22 protein-coding genes are annotated in these 18,069 nt (G+C 70.6%); 16 read left to right on the forward strand and 6 right to left on the reverse strand.

What is annotated here, in order from left to right:
• The first annotated feature begins 63 nt into the window (after positions 1 to 63).
• The 6 genes from AB0A65_RS09675 (at position 64) to pdxS (ending at position 4,893) form a co-directional block, all read left to right on the forward strand.
• Positions 64 to 603, forward strand: coding sequence for an HIT domain-containing protein (locus tag AB0A65_RS09675; protein ID WP_359949068.1), 540 nt, complete (start codon positions 64 to 66; stop codon positions 601 to 603).
• 114 nt (positions 604 to 717) lie between these two features.
• Positions 718 to 1,347 carry a phosphatidylinositol phosphate synthase gene (pgsA, locus tag AB0A65_RS09680; RefSeq protein ID WP_359949070.1) on the forward strand — a complete coding sequence of 210 codons (630 nt, stop codon included), beginning with the start codon at positions 718 to 720 and terminating at the stop codon, positions 1,345 to 1,347.
• The gene (locus AB0A65_RS09685) at positions 1,340 to 2,224 is read left to right on the forward strand and encodes a phosphatidylinositol mannoside acyltransferase (protein ID WP_359949073.1); all 885 of its coding nucleotides are present in this window, start codon (positions 1,340 to 1,342) and stop codon (positions 2,222 to 2,224) included. The genes pgsA and AB0A65_RS09685 overlap by 8 nt, the downstream gene beginning before the upstream one ends.
• Positions 2,225 to 2,232: 8 nt before the next feature.
• Entirely contained in the window at positions 2,233 to 3,351 is a 1,119-nt protein-coding gene (locus tag AB0A65_RS09690) for a glycosyltransferase family 4 protein (RefSeq protein ID WP_359950060.1), read from the forward strand.
• 43 nt (positions 3,352 to 3,394) lie between these two features.
• Positions 3,395 to 3,874 carry a hypothetical protein gene (locus AB0A65_RS09695; RefSeq protein ID WP_359949075.1) on the forward strand — a complete coding sequence of 160 codons (480 nt, stop codon included), beginning with the start codon at positions 3,395 to 3,397 and terminating at the stop codon, positions 3,872 to 3,874.
• A gap of 98 nt (positions 3,875 to 3,972) precedes the next feature.
• On the forward strand, positions 3,973 to 4,893 hold the full coding sequence (gene pdxS / locus AB0A65_RS09700) for a pyridoxal 5'-phosphate synthase lyase subunit PdxS (protein ID WP_359950063.1): 921 nt from the start codon (positions 3,973 to 3,975) through the stop codon (positions 4,891 to 4,893).
• Between the two features lie 51 nt (positions 4,894 to 4,944).
• On the opposite strand, the gene AB0A65_RS09705 is transcribed toward pdxS, so the two are convergent.
• Positions 4,945 to 5,364, reverse strand: coding sequence for an SSI family serine proteinase inhibitor (locus tag AB0A65_RS09705; protein ID WP_359949078.1), 420 nt, complete (start codon positions 5,362 to 5,364; stop codon positions 4,945 to 4,947).
• Positions 5,365 to 5,424: 60 nt separating this feature from the next.
• Here AB0A65_RS09705 and AB0A65_RS09710 point away from each other — a divergent pair, with 60 nt between their 5' ends.
• Positions 5,425 to 5,724 carry a hypothetical protein gene (locus AB0A65_RS09710; protein WP_359949081.1) on the forward strand — a complete coding sequence of 100 codons (300 nt, stop codon included), beginning with the start codon at positions 5,425 to 5,427 and terminating at the stop codon, positions 5,722 to 5,724.
• Here the strand turns inward: AB0A65_RS09710 and AB0A65_RS09715 are convergent.
• The gene (locus AB0A65_RS09715; RefSeq protein WP_359949084.1) at positions 5,721 to 6,335 is read right to left on the reverse strand and encodes a hypothetical protein; all 615 of its coding nucleotides are present in this window, start codon (positions 6,333 to 6,335) and stop codon (positions 5,721 to 5,723) included. The two genes, AB0A65_RS09710 and AB0A65_RS09715, sit on opposite strands and share 4 nt — an antisense overlap.
• A gap of 33 nt (positions 6,336 to 6,368) precedes the next feature.
• Positions 6,369 to 6,779 carry a hypothetical protein gene (locus tag AB0A65_RS09720; protein ID WP_359949087.1) on the reverse strand — a complete coding sequence of 137 codons (411 nt, stop codon included), beginning with the start codon at positions 6,777 to 6,779 and terminating at the stop codon, positions 6,369 to 6,371.
• Positions 6,780 to 6,957: 178 nt separating this feature from the next.
• On the opposite strand from AB0A65_RS09720, the gene pdxT reads away from it, so the two are divergent.
• Both pdxT and AB0A65_RS09730 read left to right on the forward strand, forming a co-directional pair.
• The gene (gene pdxT / locus AB0A65_RS09725; RefSeq protein WP_359949090.1) at positions 6,958 to 7,572 is read left to right on the forward strand and encodes a pyridoxal 5'-phosphate synthase glutaminase subunit PdxT; all 615 of its coding nucleotides are present in this window, start codon (positions 6,958 to 6,960) and stop codon (positions 7,570 to 7,572) included.
• 40 nt (positions 7,573 to 7,612) lie between these two features.
• Complete coding sequence (locus AB0A65_RS09730) at positions 7,613 to 8,374, forward strand: YebC/PmpR family DNA-binding transcriptional regulator (protein ID WP_359949092.1); 762 nt, start codon at positions 7,613 to 7,615, stop codon at positions 8,372 to 8,374.
• A gap of 55 nt (positions 8,375 to 8,429) precedes the next feature.
• On the opposite strand, the gene AB0A65_RS09735 is transcribed toward AB0A65_RS09730, so the two are convergent.
• Positions 8,430 to 9,680, reverse strand: a complete 1,251-nt coding sequence (locus AB0A65_RS09735; RefSeq protein ID WP_359949095.1) for a multidrug effflux MFS transporter — start codon at positions 9,678 to 9,680, stop codon at positions 8,430 to 8,432.
• 280 nt (positions 9,681 to 9,960) lie between these two features.
• Here AB0A65_RS09735 and ruvC point away from each other — a divergent pair, with 280 nt between their 5' ends.
• The 6 genes from ruvC (at position 9,961) to secF (ending at position 15,938) form a co-directional block, all read left to right on the forward strand.
• A complete protein-coding gene (gene ruvC / locus AB0A65_RS09740) occupies positions 9,961 to 10,506 on the forward strand; it encodes a crossover junction endodeoxyribonuclease RuvC (protein WP_359949098.1) in 546 nt (181 codons plus the stop codon).
• The gene (ruvA, locus tag AB0A65_RS09745; protein WP_359949101.1) at positions 10,503 to 11,102 is read left to right on the forward strand and encodes a Holliday junction branch migration protein RuvA; all 600 of its coding nucleotides are present in this window, start codon (positions 10,503 to 10,505) and stop codon (positions 11,100 to 11,102) included. The genes ruvC and ruvA overlap by 4 nt, the downstream gene beginning before the upstream one ends.
• A gap of 3 nt (positions 11,103 to 11,105) precedes the next feature.
• Positions 11,106 to 12,173 (forward strand): Holliday junction branch migration DNA helicase RuvB, encoded by a 1,068-nt coding sequence (gene ruvB / locus AB0A65_RS09750; RefSeq protein ID WP_359949104.1) that lies wholly within the window; start codon positions 11,106 to 11,108, stop codon positions 12,171 to 12,173.
• A 67-nt stretch (positions 12,174 to 12,240) separates the two neighbouring features.
• Positions 12,241 to 12,714, forward strand: coding sequence for a preprotein translocase subunit YajC (gene yajC / locus AB0A65_RS09755; protein WP_359949107.1), 474 nt, complete (start codon positions 12,241 to 12,243; stop codon positions 12,712 to 12,714).
• A gap of 161 nt (positions 12,715 to 12,875) precedes the next feature.
• Positions 12,876 to 14,714, forward strand: coding sequence for a protein translocase subunit SecD (gene secD / locus AB0A65_RS09760; RefSeq protein ID WP_359949110.1), 1,839 nt, complete (start codon positions 12,876 to 12,878; stop codon positions 14,712 to 14,714).
• Between the two features lie 6 nt (positions 14,715 to 14,720).
• The gene (gene secF / locus AB0A65_RS09765; protein ID WP_359949113.1) at positions 14,721 to 15,938 is read left to right on the forward strand and encodes a protein translocase subunit SecF; all 1,218 of its coding nucleotides are present in this window, start codon (positions 14,721 to 14,723) and stop codon (positions 15,936 to 15,938) included.
• Positions 15,939 to 16,022: 84 nt separating this feature from the next.
• Here the strand turns inward: secF and AB0A65_RS09770 are convergent, their stop codons facing one another.
• Positions 16,023 to 16,214, reverse strand: coding sequence for a YtxH domain-containing protein (locus AB0A65_RS09770; RefSeq protein ID WP_106365423.1), 192 nt, complete (start codon positions 16,212 to 16,214; stop codon positions 16,023 to 16,025).
• 142 nt (positions 16,215 to 16,356) lie between these two features.
• On the opposite strand from AB0A65_RS09770, the gene AB0A65_RS09775 reads away from it, so the two are divergent.
• Positions 16,357 to 17,544, forward strand: coding sequence for an FAD-dependent monooxygenase (locus tag AB0A65_RS09775; protein WP_359949117.1), 1,188 nt, complete (start codon positions 16,357 to 16,359; stop codon positions 17,542 to 17,544).
• Between the two features lie 47 nt (positions 17,545 to 17,591).
• On the opposite strand, the gene AB0A65_RS09780 is transcribed toward AB0A65_RS09775, so the two are convergent.
• Positions 17,592 to 18,068, reverse strand: a complete 477-nt coding sequence (locus AB0A65_RS09780) for a hypothetical protein (protein WP_359949119.1) — start codon at positions 18,066 to 18,068, stop codon at positions 17,592 to 17,594.
• Position 18,069 lies beyond the last annotated feature (1 nt).

The following is an 18,069-nucleotide window of genomic DNA, read 5'->3' on the forward strand; positions in this document are numbered from 1 at the left end:
GTGGAGTGTCCCGGGCGTTTCGTCGCGTTACCGCTTTCCACCGGAGTGGCCTAGGATCGTCCCGTGGAACAGCGCGAAGGACCAGGCGTCCCCGACGGGTACGAGCGGCTGTGGACGCCGCACCGGATGGCCTACATCCAGGGGGAGGGCAAGCCCACCGGCGAGGACGCGGACATCGAGGGCTGCCCGTTCTGCGAGATCGCCAAGCTCGACGACGCCGAGGGGAACATCGTGGCCCGCGGCCGGACGATGTTCGTGGTGCTCAACAAGTACCCGTACAACTCCGGGCACGTCATGGTCGTCCCGTTCCGGCACGTCCCCGACTACACCGACCTCGACGCCGACGAGGTCGCCGAGATGGGCGCGCTCACCCAGCGGGTCATGACGGTCCTGAGGTCGGCGCTCGGCGCGCACGGCTTCAACATCGGCATGAACCAGGGCCAGGTCGCGGGCGCCGGGATCGCCGGGCACCTCCACCAGCACGTCGTCCCGCGCTGGGGCGGGGACGCGAACTTCATGCCGATCATCGGCCGCACCAAGACCCTCCCGCAGTACCTCTCCGACACCCGGGCGCAACTGGCGGCCGCATGGGAGCGGGTGTGACCGGCCGGGCACGGTTAGAGTCAAAGGCACAGCCCCGCTCCGGCCGGCCGGAGCGGGCGCCGCACCCACTTGCCCGAACACCCACTTGGGCGCTGCCGAGAAACACAGGAGACCATGGCGAAGTTCCTTCGGACCTCCGGCCGAGCGGGCGTGCGCCGCTACGTCGACGCCGCCGCGAGGCTCCTCATCCGCGTCGGCGTGTCCGCCAACGCCGTCACCGTCACCGGGACCGCGATCGTGGTCGCCGCCGCCGTCCTGCTCCTGTCCCAGGGGCACCTGCTCGCGGGCCTGATCGTCGTCGGCCTGTCCGTGTTCACCGACATGCTCGACGGCGCCATCGCCCGCGTCAAGGGCACCACCAGCCGCTTCGGCGCGCTCCTCGACTCGACGTGCGACCGCCTCGCGGACGGCGCGATCTTCGCGGGCCTCGCCTACTTCCTGCTCGCCGAGGGCCGCTTCCTCGGGGCCGCGCTGGCGCTGACGGCGCTGGTCGCCGGGCAGCTCGTGTCCTACGTCAAGGCCGCCGCGGGGAACCTCGGCGCGCGCGTCGACGTCGGCATCGCCGAGCGCCCCGAGCGGCTCATCATCGCCGGTCTCGCCGTCCTCGTCGAGGTGATCGGCGTGCCGTTCGCGCTCGAAGCGGGCCTGGGCCTGCTCGCCGTGCTCTCCACGGTCACGGTGGTGCAGCGGTTCGTCCAGGCGCACGCGCTCCTCGCCGCGAGCGAGGAGCGCGTCGATGCCTGAGCGCCTCACCGAGCTGGCCTACCTGGCGGCCTGGCGCGGGGTGCGGCTCATGCCCGAGTCCGCGGCGTACGGCCTGAGCCGCCGCTTCGCCGACCGCGCCGCGCGCAAGAACGGCCGCGGCGTGCAGCAGCTGCGCAGGAACCTCGCCCGCGTCGTCGGCGGCGAACCGGGCGACGACCTGATCCGGGACGCGATGCGCTCGTACGCCCGCTACTGGATCGAGGCGTTCCGCCTCCCGTCGATGAGCGACGAGCACCTGCTGCGCCGGTTCGAGATGAACGGCTTCGAGCGCGTCCACGAACGCTCCGAGCAGGGCCTCGGCTCGATCGTGGCCCTGCCGCACTGCGGGAACTGGGACCTCGCCGGGGCCTGGGTGCCGCGCATCTCCGGCGACCCGCTCACCACCGTCGCCGAGCGCCTCAAGCCCGAAGGGGTCTACCGGAAGTTCCTCGAATACCGCGAGTCCCTCGGGATGCGCATCATCCCGACCGCCGGCGGCGACCGCAACCCCCAAGCGGCCCTTGGGGAGGCACTGGACGCCGGGCACGTGGTGGCCCTCGTCGCCGACCGCGACCTGGGCCGCTCGGGCACCGAGGTGAAGTTCTTCGGCGAGGCGACCACGTTCCCGTCCGGTCCGGCGCTCCTGGCGATCCGCAACCGCGTCGAGCTGTTCACCGCCGCCATCCACTACGAGGACGACCGGGCCGTCTGCCACATCTCCGGCCCCGTCGACACCGGCACCGGGCCCCTCCGGGAGCGCCTGGCGTCCACCACCCAGCGGCTGGCCGACGCGTTCGAGGAGGGCATCCGCGCCCACCCCGCCGACTGGCACATGCTCCAGCGGTTCTGGACCGCCGACTTCGCGCCGAGGCCCTGATGGGGCCCCTGAGGATCGGGATCGTCAGCCCGTACTCCTTCGACGTCCCCGGCGGCGTCCAGTTCCACATCCGCGACCTCGCCGAGACCCTCATCGACGCCGGGCACGACGTGTCCGTCCTCGCGCCCGCCACCGAGACCGCGGGCCTCCCCGACTTCGTCGTCCCCGGCGGGAAGGCCGTCGCCGTCCCCTACAACGGGTCCATCGCGCGCCTCGCCTTCGGCCCCCGCTCGGCGGCCCGGGTCCGCAAGTGGTGCAACGAGGGCGGCTTCGACGTCATCCACGTCCACGAGCCGCTCACCCCGAGCCTCGCGTGCCTCGCGGTCCTCAACGCCCGCTGCCCCGTGGTCGCCACGTTCCACACCGCGATGACCCGCTCGCGCATCCTCGCCGCCGGGAAGCACATGGCCCAGCTGGTCCTGGAGAACCTCTCCGCGCGCATCGCCGTCAGCCCCTACGCCAGGAAGGTCCAGGTCGAGCACCTCGGCGGCGGCGCCGTCGAGATCCCCAACGGCGTCCCCGTCGCCTTCTACCGCAAGGCCGCGCCCCTCGCCGACAAGCCCGACGGCCCCACCATCGGGTTCATGGGCCGCTTCACCGAGCCCCGCAAGGGCTTCCCGATCCTCCGCGACGCCTTCGCCCGCCTCGCCGCCGACCGCCCCGACCTCCACCTCCTCGTCGTCGGCCGCGGCGACCCCGAAGCGGCCGTCGCCGGGCTCGACCCCGAGATCGCCTCCCGCATCCGCTTCCTCGGCGCCGTCTCCGACGAGGAGAAGGCGTCGATGCTCGCCGGCGTCGACCTGTACGTCGCCCCCAACACCGGCGGCGAGTCCTTCGGCATGATCCTCACCGAGGCCATGGCCGCGGGCACCTGCGTCCTCGCCAGCGACATCGAGGCGTTCTCCTCGGTCCTGGACGACGGCCGCGCGGGGGAGCTGTTCGCCGTCGGCGACGCCGCCGACCTCGCCGCCAAGGCCGCCCGCCTCCTCGACGAACCCGACCGCCGCAGCGCCTATGTGGAGCGTGCGAACGAGTGGGTCAAGCGGTACGACTGGCCCGAGGTCGCCGCCCGGCTCCTGGAGGTCTACCGCGCCGCCATCGAAGCGGGCGTGGAACGCCGCAGGTGATCCCGGCCCGCCCGCCAAGCCGTATGCCCGTACGATGATCCCGATGTGGTGGTTGGCCGTGCTCGTGACGATCGCGGCCGTCGCAGGAGCGTACGCGACCTGGACGGTCGCGCGGGTCGAGCGTCTCCACCGCCGCGCCCGCGCCGCCGAGACCGCGCTCCTCACCAAGCTCGACGACCGCGCCGAGACCGTCCTCCGCTTCGTCGGCAACCCCGGCTTCGAGGAGGTCGTGGCCCTCGCCCTCTCCGTCGTCGCCGTCCCCGCCGACACCCAGCGCCAGCGCGAACTGCGCGAGTACGCCGAGAACGACCTCACCCGGGCCCTGCGCGACCTCGCCGCGGACCCCGTCTGGACCGACGACCTCGAATCCGCCAACCGCCGCGTGGCCCTCGCCCGCCAGATCCACACCGACTTCGTGCGCGACGCCGTCGCCTCCCGGTCCCTGCCCGTCGCGGTCGTGCTGCGCCTCCACCTCCGCCTCCCGCGGCCCCAGTACTGGGACATCGACGACCCCGTGAAATGACCCCCGTCTCCGCGGCCGGTTTGTATCAAGGGGCCTGTGAGACGGGTCGCGGCGTAGAATCGGGCAGGTCAGCACCCCTGAAGCCCGTGGACGTACAGATGGAGCCGGTGACCGTGTCAGAGACCCAGAAGACCGAGGCCGAGGTCGGGACCGCCCGCGTCAAGCGCGGCATGGCCGACATGCTGAAAGGCGGCGTCATCATGGACGTCGTCACCCCCGAGCAGGCCAGGATCGCCGAGGACGCCGGGGCCGTCGCGGTCATGGCGCTCGAACGCGTCCCCGCGGACATCCGCGCCGAGGGCGGCGTCTCCCGCATGTCCGACCCCGACATGATCGACGGCATCATCGAGGCCGTCTCGATCCCGGTCATGGCGAAGGCCCGCATCGGCCACTTCACCGAAGCCGCCGTCCTGGAGTCCCTCGGCGTCGACTACGTCGACGAGTCCGAGGTCCTCACCCCCGCCGACGAGGCCAACCACATCGACAAGTGGAAGTACAACGTGCCGTTCGTGTGCGGCGCGACCAACCTCGGCGAGGCCCTGCGCCGCATCGCCGAAGGCGCGGCCATGATCCGCTCCAAGGGCGAGGCCGGCACCGGCAACGTGGTCGAGGCGACCCGCCACATGCGCCAGATCCGCCAGGACATCGGCAGGCTCACCAACCTCGACTCCACCGAGCTGTACGCCGCCGCGAAGGAGCTCCGCGCCCCCTACGAGCTCGTCGCCGAGGTCGCGAAGCTCGGGAAGCTCCCGGTCGTGCTCTTCACCGCCGGCGGCATCGCCACCCCCGCCGACGCGGCCATGATGATGCAGCTCGGCGCCGAAGGCGTCTTCGTCGGCTCCGGCATCTTCAAGTCCGGCGACCCGGCCAAGCGCGCCGCCGCCATCGTCAAGGCCACCGCCTTCCACGACGACCCGAAGATCATCGCCGAGGTCTCCCGCGGCCTCGGCGAGGCCATGGTCGGCATCAACGTCGACACGCTCTCCGAGGAGCAGAAGCTCGCCAAGCGCGGCTGGTAGCCCGCAAGCGAAAGGGCCCGGAGCATTCCGCTCCGGGCCCTTTGCGCCGCTTTAGTACTCGACGATGTCGAAGACCGTCCCGCCCGTGGCGAGGACCCCCTCGCACTGGTTCGCGAACGTCTCCTCGTAGTACGTGAACCGGCCGTCCCACAGCCCGAAGCCCTTGAGCGTCACCGGCGCGTACACCTTGTTGCACATGCCGTCGGCCGCTTCGAGCGCCTCGATCTCGCCGTCCACCGCGGTGAGCTGGATGCACGCCTCCTCGCCGCGCGAGTGCCCCTGCCCGCCGGGGCACGACAGCACCCCGCGCTCGGTCGCACCGTCCTCGGGGGCGATCTCCAGGTACAGGAAGCCGGTGTCGACGCCGCTGCCGATGCCCGGGTCCACGGGGATCGGTTCGGCATGTGCGGGAGCGGGACTCATCACCGCGAAGGCTGCGGCGCCGAGGGCGCCGACCGCGAGTTTGCGCATCCGCAGATCCTAAGAACCGGACCGCCTCCGATCCGGCTCCGACACGCCTACCCTTGTGCCATGAACGCAACCGAGCTGGACCAGTACGACACTCCCGACCTCCAGCGCCGCGCCTTCGCGCTGGCCCGCGACCGCCACGACTGGCGGTTCTTCATCGACCTGTTCCGGCACACCCCGACCGCCCTCGAATCCGAGGACCTCGACCCCGACGTGGCGGAGATCGGCGTGGCCATCGACGACCTGGTGGGGATCTGGCGCGAGGCCACGAAGGGCGACTGGGGCGGCGCCGAGCCGCTGGCCCGGGCCGCCTTCATCGACTACATCTCGAAGCACGGGAACGGCGACGACGCCGCGAACTAGTCCTCGTCCGCGGTCTCGTCCGCTTCGGCCCTCTTCCTGCGGCGCGGCTCCACCGGGGCCGCGCTGCCGTCCATCCAGTAGCGGATGTCGGCGGAGAACAGCCACCACAGGGCCAGGATCGCGGCGAACACCCACGGCGCCACGTAGAGGCCGAAGATCGTGGACATGAACATGCCGACGATGAACAGGACCGCGGTGGCGCCCACGGCCCACCAGCGGACGGCCTTCTGGCGGGACTTGAGGCGGATCGCGCACATCGCGGCGACGATCGCGGCCACGAGCGCGAAGCCCGCGATGACCAGGTTCGAGGCGAGGAAGTTCGTCGACTGGTAGAAATCGTGCGCGGCCTGGGCGGTCTCGGCCGGGGTCTGGTCGAGGTCCATGCCGGAGTTCTCGTACACGTCCGTCAGCTCCGCGACCGAGGCCGAGCGCAGCGAGAACGTGTAGAACGCGAGGATGTTCCCCGCGATCACGGCGCTGACGACCTCGACCCACAGCGCGATCTGGAGGCGCAGCAGCTTCCTGGGCTTCGCGTTCGGGTCGTCCCCCTCTGGCTCGGGCGCGCCCTTGCCTGGATCGCGGTCGCGGCCGAAGTTCGGTTGGGGGAGCATCTCGTGCCTCTCAGACGGGGATCGGACGGCGCCCTAGTGGTTGAACCACCGGCGGGCGAAGCGCTCGGTAAGCGTTCCCAGAATCGTAATCGGCACGATGGCGAGCCCGATGCACAGCGCCCAGTACAGTCCGCTGGTGAACAGCAGCCAGCCGAGCCCGGCGAGCGCGGCGACCTGGACGAGCAGGTTCAGGATCCACAGGATGCGCCACTGGAAGCGCAGCAGCAGCGTCGAGAGCAGCAGGAACACCGCGAGGGCGCCGAGGCCGACCGCGCCGCGGTAGACGTCGTGCTCGGCGGCGGGCGGCACGAACTCCTTCGCGGTGTGGTGCAGGAGCACGATGAGGCCGCCGGCGACGAGGGCGAGCGCCGCCTCCAGCCACATCGTGTTCCGCGCGGCCCGCACCGAGCGGGGCATCGGGTTGCGCTTCGAGGTCTTCGCCATTTGCTTACTCCCGGGCATGAAGGGGTGCGTCACGTTCGATCGGTGACTTTAACGGATCGTTACCCCCTGACCGTGGTCAGGCCGGTTTCGGTCACAGCGCCGATCCGCCAGGTAGGCGCCCCGCCCGGCCGCGATTACGCTGGAACGGCCCGACGCCGCCTAGTTTTGGAGTTCTCTGATGACCGTGCCCCGGATCGGCGTGCTCGCCCTGCAGGGCGACGTGGTGGACCACATGCGCGCCCTGGAGGCCGCGGGGGCCGAGGCCGCGCCGGTGCGGCGGCCCGCCGAGCTCGACGCGGTCGACGGCCTGGTGATCCCCGGCGGGGAGTCCACCACCATGAGCAAGCTCCTCGACATCTTCGACATGTTCGACCCCGTGAAGAAGCGCCTCGACTCCGGGCTCCCGGTGTTCGGGTCGTGCGCGGGCATGATCATGCTCGCCGAGGAGGTCCTCGACGGCCGCCCCGACCAGCGCTCCTTCGGGGTCATCCCGATGACGGTGCGCCGCAACGCCTTCGGACGCCAGGTCGACTCGTTCGAGACGGAGATCGGGATCGACGGCGTGGACGGCGGCCCGTTCAGGGCCGTGTTCATCCGCGCGCCGTGGGTCGAGCGGGTCGGCGACGGGGTCGAGGTGCTGGCCCGGGTGGACAGCGGTCGAACAGAAGGCGACGGGCCGGGCGGTAGGATCGTCGCGGTACGTGCGGGCGCCTGCCTGGCCACCTCCTTCCACCCGGAGGTGACCCCCGACGCGCGGGTGCACCAGTACTTCGTGGACATGGTCCGAGGCTGAGCGCCGGACCGGACGAGCAAGAGGAACGAGGAACGCCGGGATGAGTGGTCACTCCAAGTGGGCGACGACCAAGCACAAGAAGGCCGCGATCGACGCCAAGCGGGGCAAGATCTTCGCGAAGCTGATCAAGAACATCGAGGTCGCGGCGCGTACCGGCGGTGCCGACCCCACCGGTAACCCGACGCTCTACGACGCGATCCAGAAGGCCAAGAAGAGCTCGGTCCCCAACGACAACATCGACCGCGCCGTCAAGCGCGGCGGCGGGCTCGACGGCGCCGGCGTCGACTACGAGACCCTCATGTACGAGGGGTACGCCCCCGGCGGCGTCGCGGTCCTCATCGAGTGCCTCACCGACAACCGCAACCGCGCCGCGGCCGAGGTCCGCGTGGCCCTGACCCGCAACGGCGGCTCCCTTGGCGAGGCCGGCTCGGTCGCCTACATGTTCTCCCGCCGCGGGGTCATCCTGGTCCCCGCCGCCGACGGCCTCACCGAGGACGACCTCCTCATGGCGGTCCTCGACGCGGGCGCCGACGAGGTCAACGGCCTCGGCGAGGACGGCTTCGAGATCCTCTGCGAGCCCACCGACCTGGTCGCGGTCCGCACCGCCCTCCAGGACGCCGGGATCGACTACGACTCGGCCGAGGCCGGGTTCCAGCCCTCCGTGAACATCGAGGTCGACGTCGAGGGCGCGCGCAAGGTCATCCGCGTCGTGGACGCGCTGGAGGACTCCGACGAGGTCCAGAACGTGTGGACCAACGCCGACATCTCCGACGACATCCTCGCGAAGCTCGACGAGGACTAGCAGCAGCACGAGAAGGGGCCCGGAGCGAACGCTCCGGGCCCCTTCCGCATGTCTCCTAGACGATCCCGGGGACCGGGTCGCGACGGTAGACGACGATCGTCCACGCCACCGCGGCCGCCGTCGCGATCGCGTACACCGCGACGCCGAACGTCATGCTCGCGAGCGTCACGCCGCCGACGGTGACGAGAGCCGGGAGGACGCCGCCCGCGGCCATCTGGGTCGCGCCCATGAACGCCGAGGCGGTCCCGGCGATCTGCGGCGGCTGCGAGGACATCGCCGCGGCGCCCGCGTTCGGGAACACCACGCCGCAGCCGAGCATCATCAGGACGATCCCGGCCGGGACGGTCCACAGGTTCGCCGCGCCCGCCAGCTGCACCACGGACAGGAACGTGACGCCCGCCAGCGAGATCGCCATGCCGGTGATCATGCGGCTGGACGACTTGGAGCGGTCGATCATGAGCATGTTCGCCTGGTTGCCCGCCAGGAGCGCGAGCGTGCCGACTGCGAACAGCAGGGAGTAGAACCCGGGGGAGGCCCCGAGCTCGTTCTGCGAGATGAAGCTGAACGTCGACACGTACGTGAACAGCATCGAGAAGTTCATGAGCACCGCGATCGTGGGCGCGATGAAGTGCGCGTCGCGCACCAGCGTCACCACGGTCGACCCGAACTCGCGCGCCGTCATCGAGCGCCGGTCCTCCGCGGGGAGGCTCTCGGGCAGGTACTTCCACACCAGGAACGTCGACAGGGCCGACAGCGCGGCCATGAAGTAGAAGATGAGCGGCCACGGGCCGAAGCGGATGAGCTGGGCGCCGACGATCGGGCCGAGCATCGGCGCGAGCATCGTGACGAACATCATCTTGGCCGTGAACCGGGTCATGTCGTCCCCGGCGAAGTGGTCCCGGATGACCGCGCGGGCCACCACGACCCCGGCGGCGCCGGACAGGCCCTGCACGAAGCGCAGCGCGATGAGCAGGTCGGCGCTCGTGGCGACCGCGCACAGCAGCGACACGAGCGTGAACACCGACATGCCGATGAGGAGCGGCTTGCGGCGCCCGAACCGGTCGGAGAGCGGGCCGACGACGGCCTGGCCCACGCCCATGCCGATCATCATGGCGGTCAGGGTGAGCTGGATGCGGCTCTCGGGGGTGCCGAGCGCGTCGGCCATCGCGGGGAAGGCCGGGAGGTACAGGTCGATGGCGATCGGCGCGGTCGCGGACAGGGCGCCGAGGACGAACACCATCGTGGCTATGAAGCGTCGGGAGTGGCCGTCGGCGGCGACGGGCGGCATGAAGGCGGCAGCAGACACAGTTGTTCCCAACCAGTGGTTCGTCATTGCGGAGGAAGGACGGCCGGGCCCGCGGTCGCCTCGTTGCGCCGATGGGGGGCGGATGCGGTGCTACCGGCCGACTACAACGAAATCACGTGACCTGCCGACCGGCAAGTGGTTTATGGGCAAGGCCACCAGTCCGATTCCCGACCATCCGGTGTCGCTCCAGGTCGCCTCGAACACCGCCCGCGGCGGCGCTTGCACCCGGACGTCGGACCGGCCGGATAAGCTGACGCAAACTGAGCGACAGGAGGAGCGCGTGCGCGTCATGGGGATCGACCCGGGCCTGACCCGCTGCGGCGTCGGGGTCGTCGAAGGGCGGCCGGGAGCGCCCGGCACCATGATCGCCGTCGACGTGGTCCGCACCGATCCCGAAGCGGGCCTTGCCGACCGCCTCCTCGCCCTCGACGACGGCCTCCGCGCCCTCCTCGACGAGCACCAGCCTGAAGCCGTCGCCGTCGAGCGGGTCTTCAGCCAGCACAACGTCGCCAGCGTCATCGGCACCGCACAGGCGTCCGGCATCGCGCTCCTCGCCGCCGCCCGCCTCGGCCTCCCCACCGCCACGTACACGCCCTCCGAGGTCAAGAACGCCGTGTGCGGCAACGGCACCGCCGACAAGCGCCAGGTCACCACCATGGTCACCCGCATCCTCCGCCTCAAAGAGGCGCCGAAGCCCGCCGACGCGGCCGACGCCCTCGCCATCGCCGTCTGCCACTTGTGGAGGGGCGGCGTCAAGGCCCGCATCGCCCAGGCCGCCGCCTCGCAGGCCGCCGCCGTCGCCGCAGCGAAGGAGCGCAACCGATGATCGCCCAGCTCACCGGCACCATCGCCGCCGTCGGCGAAGCCTACGCCGTCGTCGACGTCAACGGCGTCGGCTACGCCGTCCACGCGGGCGCCCACACCCTCGCCAACCTCAAGGTCGGCTCCGAGGCGGTCCTGGCGATCTCCACGATCGTCCGCGAGGACTCGATCACCCTGCACGGCTTCAACACCGCCGAGGAACGCGACCTGTTCGAGCTGCTCCAGGGCGCCCAGAAGATCGGCCCGCGCATCGCCCGCGACGCCATCGAGGCCCTGCGCCCCGACGTCATCCGCCACGCCATCGCCACCGCCGACACCACCACGCTCTCCCGCATCCCCGGCGTCGGCAAGAAGAGCGCCGAGCGGATCGTCCTCGACCTCGCCGACAAGATCGGCCCCGTCGACCTCCACGGCGTCCCCAAGCAGACCGGCGGCCGCCCCGGCGGCTGGCGCACCCAGGTCAGCCAGGGCCTCCAGGCCCTCGGCTGGACCGCGAAGGAAGCGGAGACCGCCATCGAGCAGCTCGACGCCGAAGGCGCCGACGGCCAGGACGTCCCCACCCTCCTCAAGCAGGCCATCCGACTCCTCGGGAAGCGGTAGCGCATGGAAGACGACTTCGACATCGACGTCACCACCGAAGAGTGGGACCGGGCCCTCACCGCCGCCGAGGCCACCGAGCTCGAACGCAAGGCCGAAGCGGGCATCCGCCCCGGCAAGCTCGACGAGATCATCGGCCAGGGCCGCGTCCGCGAGCAGATCGGCCTCATCCTCGAAGGCGCCCGCCACCGCGGCACCCCGCCCGACCACATCCTCCTGTCCGGCCCGCCCGGCCTCGGCAAGACCACCCTCTCCATGATCATCGCCGCCGAACTCGGCGTCAGCCTCCGCCAGACCTCCGGGCCCGCCCTCGAACGCTCCGGCGACCTCGCCGCGATCCTCACCAGCCTCGAACCCCGCGAAGTCCTCTTCATCGACGAGATCCACCGCATGGCCCGCCCCGCCGAAGAACTCCTCTACACCGCCATGGAGGACTACCGCGTCGACGTCGTCGTCGGCAAGGGCCCCGGCGCCACCGCCATCCCCCTCGAACTCGAACCGTTCACGCTCGTCGGCGCCACCACCCGCGCCGGACTCCTCACCGGTCCGCTCCGCGACCGCTTCGGCTTCCTCGGCCAGCTGGAGTTCTACTCCGAGGACGAGCTCGAAGCGATCGTCCACCGCTCCGCCGCCATCCTCGACGTCGGCATCACCGACGAAGGCGCCGTCCAGATCGCCGGGCGCTCCCGCGGCACACCCCGCATCGCCAACCGCCTCCTGCGCCGCGTCCGCGACTTCGCGCAGGTCCGTGCCGCAGGCACCATCACCGAGACCGTCGCCGTCGACGCGCTCCACCTCTACGACGTCGACTCCCTCGGCCTCGACCGCCTCGACCGCGCCGTCCTCCGCGCCCTCGTCCAGACCTTCAACGGCGGCCCCGTCGGCCCCAAGACCCTCGCCGTCGCCGTGGGGGAGCAGCCCGACACCGTCGAAGAGGTCTGCGAGCCGTTCCTCGTGCGCGCCGGACTCCTCGCCCGCACCCCACGCGGCCGCGTCGCCACCGCCGCGGCCTGGCAGCACCTCGGCCTCCAGCCACCGAGCGCCGACGGGCTGTTCCGGACCGGCGACGCGTAGGGTGGGCCGTGGAGACGGGGCGACACCACGTATTGGATAGACTCCGCGCACGCCACCCTCCCAGACCGTGACCACCACGACGAAAGGCACCACCGTGCTCGCAACCGCAGACGTCCTCGCTCAGGAAAGCGCCGGCGGCTCCAACATCATGTTCCTGATCATGATCGTCGGCTTCATCGCGCTCATGTACTTCGTGATGATCCGCCCCCAGCGCAAGCGCCAGCGCGAGCAGCAGGACATGCAGTCCAACGTCCAGCCCGGTGCCCGCGTCATGACCATCGGCGGCCTCTACGGCACCGTCGTCGACTCCGACGACGAGACCATCACCATCGAGGCCAGCGACGACACCTTCCTCGTCTTCGCCCGCCAGGCCGTCGCCAAGGTCGTCACCCCCGCCGAGACCGAGGCCGAGACCGCCGAGGAGACCGTCTCCGAAGAAGAGGCCACCCTCTCCGACGAGGACCTGGAGAAGCTCGCCAACGGCGACGAGAAGACCGACGGCGACAAGCACACCGGGAACTCCGACCGCAAGGAGTACTAGGCCCTGCATGCCCTTTGAGGCACCCGTCCTAGAATGAGCCCCGCCGAAGGTGCGTGTGCGAGCCCACTCCCTCCGGTCCGCCCCGCGGACCGGCGCCCGCCACCGTCTGCGCGGTCGCTTCGCGCCCGCCCCTGTCCGAGTTCTGAGGAAGAGACCGACCATTGGCTTCAGTAACGGGCGCTGACCGCCCACGGAAGAAGATCCAGCGCAAGCGCCTGGCAGTCGCCCCGTACTTCGTGGCGCTGATCGCCGTGCTCGCGATCCTGTGGGTGTCCGCGCTGGCGGGTTCCGGGTGGAAGTTCCCCACTCCGAAACTGGGGCTCGACCTCCAGGGCGGGCTCTCCATGACGCTCACGGCGTACCAGCAGGGCACGGACGAGCCGCCCTCGGCCGAGACCATGGAGCAGGCCCGCCAGATCATCGAGAGCCGCGTCAACTCCACGGGCGTCTCCGAGCCCGAGGTGTTCGTCGAGGGCAACGAGAACATCGTGGTGAACGTCGCGGGCGACGACATCGACGAGGAGGCGCTCCGCGACGTCGGCGCCCCCGCGGAGCTGCGGTTCCGCATCGTCACCAACTCGACGATGGACACCTCCGCGCTTGAGGAGGCCCTCGCCGAGGAGTCCCCGAGCGAGGACCCGTCCGACACCGCGTCCGAGACGCCCACCGCCGAGTCCAGTGAGACGCCGACCGACGACGCCTCCGAGACCCCCACCGAGGAGACCACCTCCGATGACGCGTCCGGCCAGGGCCAGGCGCCGACCACGGACGACGCGGACGTGACGCTCGACGACGTGTGGGAGAAGGTCGGCGCCGATGCGGCCGCGACCGCGCAGGCACTCACCGCGGCCCCCGCGGACGAGGCGACCATGGCGCTCCTGGAGCCGTTCGGTGAGCTCACCCCCGAAGAGGTCTCGCTGCTCCCGGCGAACGTCCAGTTCTTCGTCCCCCAGATCACCTGCACCCAGCTGGACAACCGCCCGCCGGGCGCCGTCCAGCAGGCGGACATCGAGGTCGTGGCGTGCTCGGCCCCCGAGCCGTACTCGCAGGACGACCCGGACCTGAAGGTCGCCTACAAGTACCTGCTCCAGCCGGCCACCGTGCTCGGCTCGGACGTCACGCAGGCGGACGTCGGCACCGACCAGGCGAACCCGAACATGTTCGTCGTCAACGTGCAGTTCTCGTCCACCGGCGCGCAGGCGTGGGGCACGCTCACCACCGAGAACGTCGGCTCGCAGGTCGCGATCGTCCTCGACAACGAGGTCGTGTCCGCGCCGACGATCAACGAGGCGTCGAGCAACTCCACGCAGATCTCGGGCGACTTCTCCGCCGACGAGGCGAACCAGCTGGCCGACCAGCTCAACTTCGGCTCGCTGCCGACGACGTTCGTCGTCGAGACCGTCAACGAGGTCACCGCGACCCTCGGTGTGGACCAGCTCGAAGCGGGCATGATCGCCATGCTCCTGGGCCTGATCCTGGTGTTCCTGTACTCGATGGTCTACTACCGGCTCATGGGCTTCGTGGTCCTCGGCTCGCTCCTCGTGGCCTCCGCGGTGCTCTACCCGGCGATCGCGCTCCTGGGCTCCCAGGTGGGCCTGACGCTCACCCTCGCGGGCGTCGCGGGCTTCGTGGTCTCGATCGGCATCACCGCCGACTCCTTCATCGTGTACTTCGAGAGAATCAAGGAGGAGATGGCTGGGGGCCGCTCGGCCCGCTCGGCGATCCCGCGCGCGTGGGTCCGCGCCCGCCGCACGATCATGTCGGCGAACGCCATCTCGATGATCTCCGCGGTCGTGCTGTACATCCTGGCCATCGGCCCGGTCCGCGCGTTCGCGTTCTCGCTCGGCATCTCCACGATCGTCGACGTCATGATCGTCTTCCTCTTCACCCACCCGATCGCCGAATGGCTCTCGCGCGGGAGGGTCCTCAACAGCCAGGCCCTCTCCGGCCTGCACACCAAGACCGCCCCGGCCACCGGCGACGCGGCCGCGAAAGGCTAAGGACCGATGAGCACCAAGCAGACCGAGAAGCGGCCGAACGTCCTCAGCCAGCTCTACCGCGGCGAGACGAACTTCCAGTTCATCGCCAACCGCAAGCGGTTCTACCTCGCCTCAGCGATCGTCATCGCCGCCCTCGCGGTCGTGATGGTCTTCAAGGGCTTCGTCCTCGGCATCGACTTCGCGGGCGGCGTTCAGTACGCCGTCCCCGCCGCGTCCACCTCGGCGTCCCTTGAGGACGTCGAGAGCGCGGCCGAGTCCGCGGGCGCCGACATCGGCACCGGGCAGGTCGCCGGCAGCGGCGACGGCCGGTCCTACATCATCCGCGTCGGCGAGCTGGAGGACGGCCAGTCGACGGCCATCCGCGACGCCATGGCCGCCGAGGCGGGCGTCGGGGCCGACTCGATCTCCGTCTCCGAGGTCTCCGCGACCTGGGGCGCGGCCGTGTCCAAGCAGGCGCTCATCGCGCTCATCGTGTTCCTGGTGCTGGTCTCGGCCTTCATCTGGATCAGGTACGAGCGGCGCATGGCCATCGCCTCGCTGGGCGCGCTCGCGCACGACGTCATCATCACCGTGGGCATCTACTCGCTCGTCGGCTTCGAGATCACGCCCTCCACGATCGTCGGCCTCCTGACGATCCTCGGGTACTCGATCTACGACACCGTCGTCGTCTTCGACAAGGTCCAGGAGAACACCGCGCAGCTGCTCAAGTCGCGCAACCAGACCTTCGCCGAGGCCGTCAACGACGCGGTCAACCAGACGCTCATGCGCTCGATCAACACCTCCATCATCGGCGTCCTGCCGGTGGCGGCGCTGCTGTTCGTCGGCGTGGGCATCCTCGGCGTCGGCACGCTGAAGGACCTCGCGCTGGTGCTGTTCGTCGGCATGATCGTCGGCGCGTACTCCTCGATCTTCCTGGCCGCCCCGTGGGTGGTGGACCTGGCCGAGCGCAGCGCCGCCGTCCAGCGCCACAACAAGAAGGTCTCCTCGGCCCGCGGCCGCGGCGAGGACGACGCCGAGAAGTCCGAGAAGCCCGCCCGCAAGGCCGCGGACGACGACGAGGACGACGACCGCCTGGAGCTCGCCAAGATCGACGACCTCCCGCTGGAGCTGCTGGAGGAGCCCGTCAAGTCCGGCAGCGGCGCCTCCGGGGGCGCGGCCAGGTCCGGTGCCAACCGGACCTCGCAGTCCCGGCCGGGCAACAACAAGAAGCGCAAGCGGCGCTAGTTAGAGACAGCACGAAAGCGGCGGGCGGACCTGGTGGTCCGCCCGCCGCTTTGCAGCTGGCTGGCCCGCTACGGGAGCCTGGAGTCACTCGGGGCCTTTGTCGCCCTTGAACTTCGAGATCAGGCCCTGGGCCTTCTCCTTGACCTGGTCCGTGACGTCGTCGAGTTTGTCGCCCACCGGCGACTCCTTGGCCTTGTTGTACAGGTCTTCGGCCTTGTCCTTGGCGTCGTCGGCCATGTCGCCGGCCTTGTCCTTCATCTCGTTGAACTTGTCCACGAGTACCCCTCCCTACGTGAGTCGGTTTCACTATAAGAGCGGATTCCGAGTCCCGCGGGGATTCGCCATACAACCCCGGTCGAATCCCGAACGCTACCCCAGGATGACGCCGCCCGCGCCGATTGCGACCTACGCTCCCCGCATGACGAACGAACAGCACCGCAAGGCCCGGACCGCACTGGTCATCGGCGGCGGCGTCGGCGGCCCCGTCGCCGCCCTGGCCCTGCGCAAGGCCGGGATCGACGCCCAGGTCTTCGAGGCGTACCGACCCGGCACCGGCTCCAGGGGCGGCCCCCTCGGCCTCGCCGCGAACGGCCTGAACGCCCTCAGCGTCGTCGGCGCGGACGCCGACCTCGCCGCCGCGGGCGTCCCCACCCCCCGCATGGTCATCTCCTCAGGCTCGGGCAAGGTGCTCGGCGAGATCGGCACCGACCCGGACCTGCCCCGCCACGTGACGCTCCCGCGCGGCCGCCTCTCCGAGATCCTCCAGGCCCGCGCCGAAGCGGACGGCGTCCCCATCACCTACGGCAAGCGCTTCGAGGGCGCCGTGGACACCGGTCACAGCGTCATCGCCCGCTTCGACGACCACACCACCGCCGAAGCGGACATCCTCATCGGCTCCGACGGCATCCGCTCCGCCGTCCGCGGCATCGTCGACCCCGCGGTCAAGCCCCGCTACACCGGCCTGGTCGGCCTCGGCGGCTACATCGACGGCCCCGCGGGCATCCAGCCCACCGGCGGCGACTTCCGCATGATCTTCGGCCGCCGCGCCTTCTTCGGGTACCTCTCGGACGGCAAGAGCACCGGCTGGTTCGCGAACCTGCCCTACAAGCGCCTCGCCGACGCCGACCTCCGCGGCACCGACTTCAACCAGTGGATGGCCCGCCTGAGGGGCGCCTTCGCCGACGACGCCGGACCCGCCATGACCATCCTCGACCACGTGACGCCCGACGGGTTCATCCCGCCCTCGCCGCTGGAGGACCTCCCGCACGTCCCCGTCTGGTCCAAGGGCCGCATCGTCCTCCTCGGCGACGCCGCCCACGCCACCTCCCCGAGCTCCGGCCAGGGCGCCAGCCTCGCCGCCGAGTCCGCCGTGGAACTCGCCCGCTGCCTCCGCGACCTCCCCGTCGACCAGGCGTTCAAGGCGTACGAGCACCGCCGCCGCGCCCGCGTCGAACGCGTCATCGCCGCCGCCGCTCGCACCAACCAGTCCAAGGCCGCGGGCCCCCTCGCCGCCCGCTTCCGAGACGCCCTCATGCCCTTCTTCATGTCCCGCTTCACCACCCCGGAGAAAACCGCCTGGCAGTATGCGCACACGATCGAGTGGTGACACGCCGAAGGCCCGCACCTGTCGAGGTGCGGGCCTTCAGGGTCGGTCTACGGGTTGAGGGCCTGCTTCAGGTCGTCGAGGAACATCTGCTCGCCGTCGTTGACGGCGACTTTCTTGGAGAAGAGGCCGCCCTTGCGGGTCTTGACGGCGCTTGCGACCTCGGTGGCGAGGTGGAGGAGCCAGGCGGTGTAGGCCGCGGTGTCGTCGGGGGTCGCTTTGCGGCGGAGGAGGTCGGCGACCTCGGCGGCGAGTTTGAGGGCCTCGGACATGGCGACGTCGTCCACGGGGAGCTCGCCCTCGGAGGACTCGGGGTCGCGTTCGCGGAGGGTCTGGGCCACGGACTTCACGAAGGGGTTCTCGTGCCTGCGGGCCTCTTTGAAGACCTTCGCGCCAGCGGTGACCTCCTTGAGGAACACCAGGGCGTTCTTGGACCCGTCGGAGACCACGGTCCCCTTGAGGACGACCCCGGGCGTGTTCAGGATCAGGGCGCGCTCGTCGTCGTCGAACTGGGACAGCTCCGTCATG

The sequence above is a fragment of the Glycomyces sp. NPDC047010 genome, assembly GCF_040644205.1.
Classification (GTDB): Bacteria; Actinomycetota; Actinomycetes; order Mycobacteriales; family Micromonosporaceae; genus Glycomyces.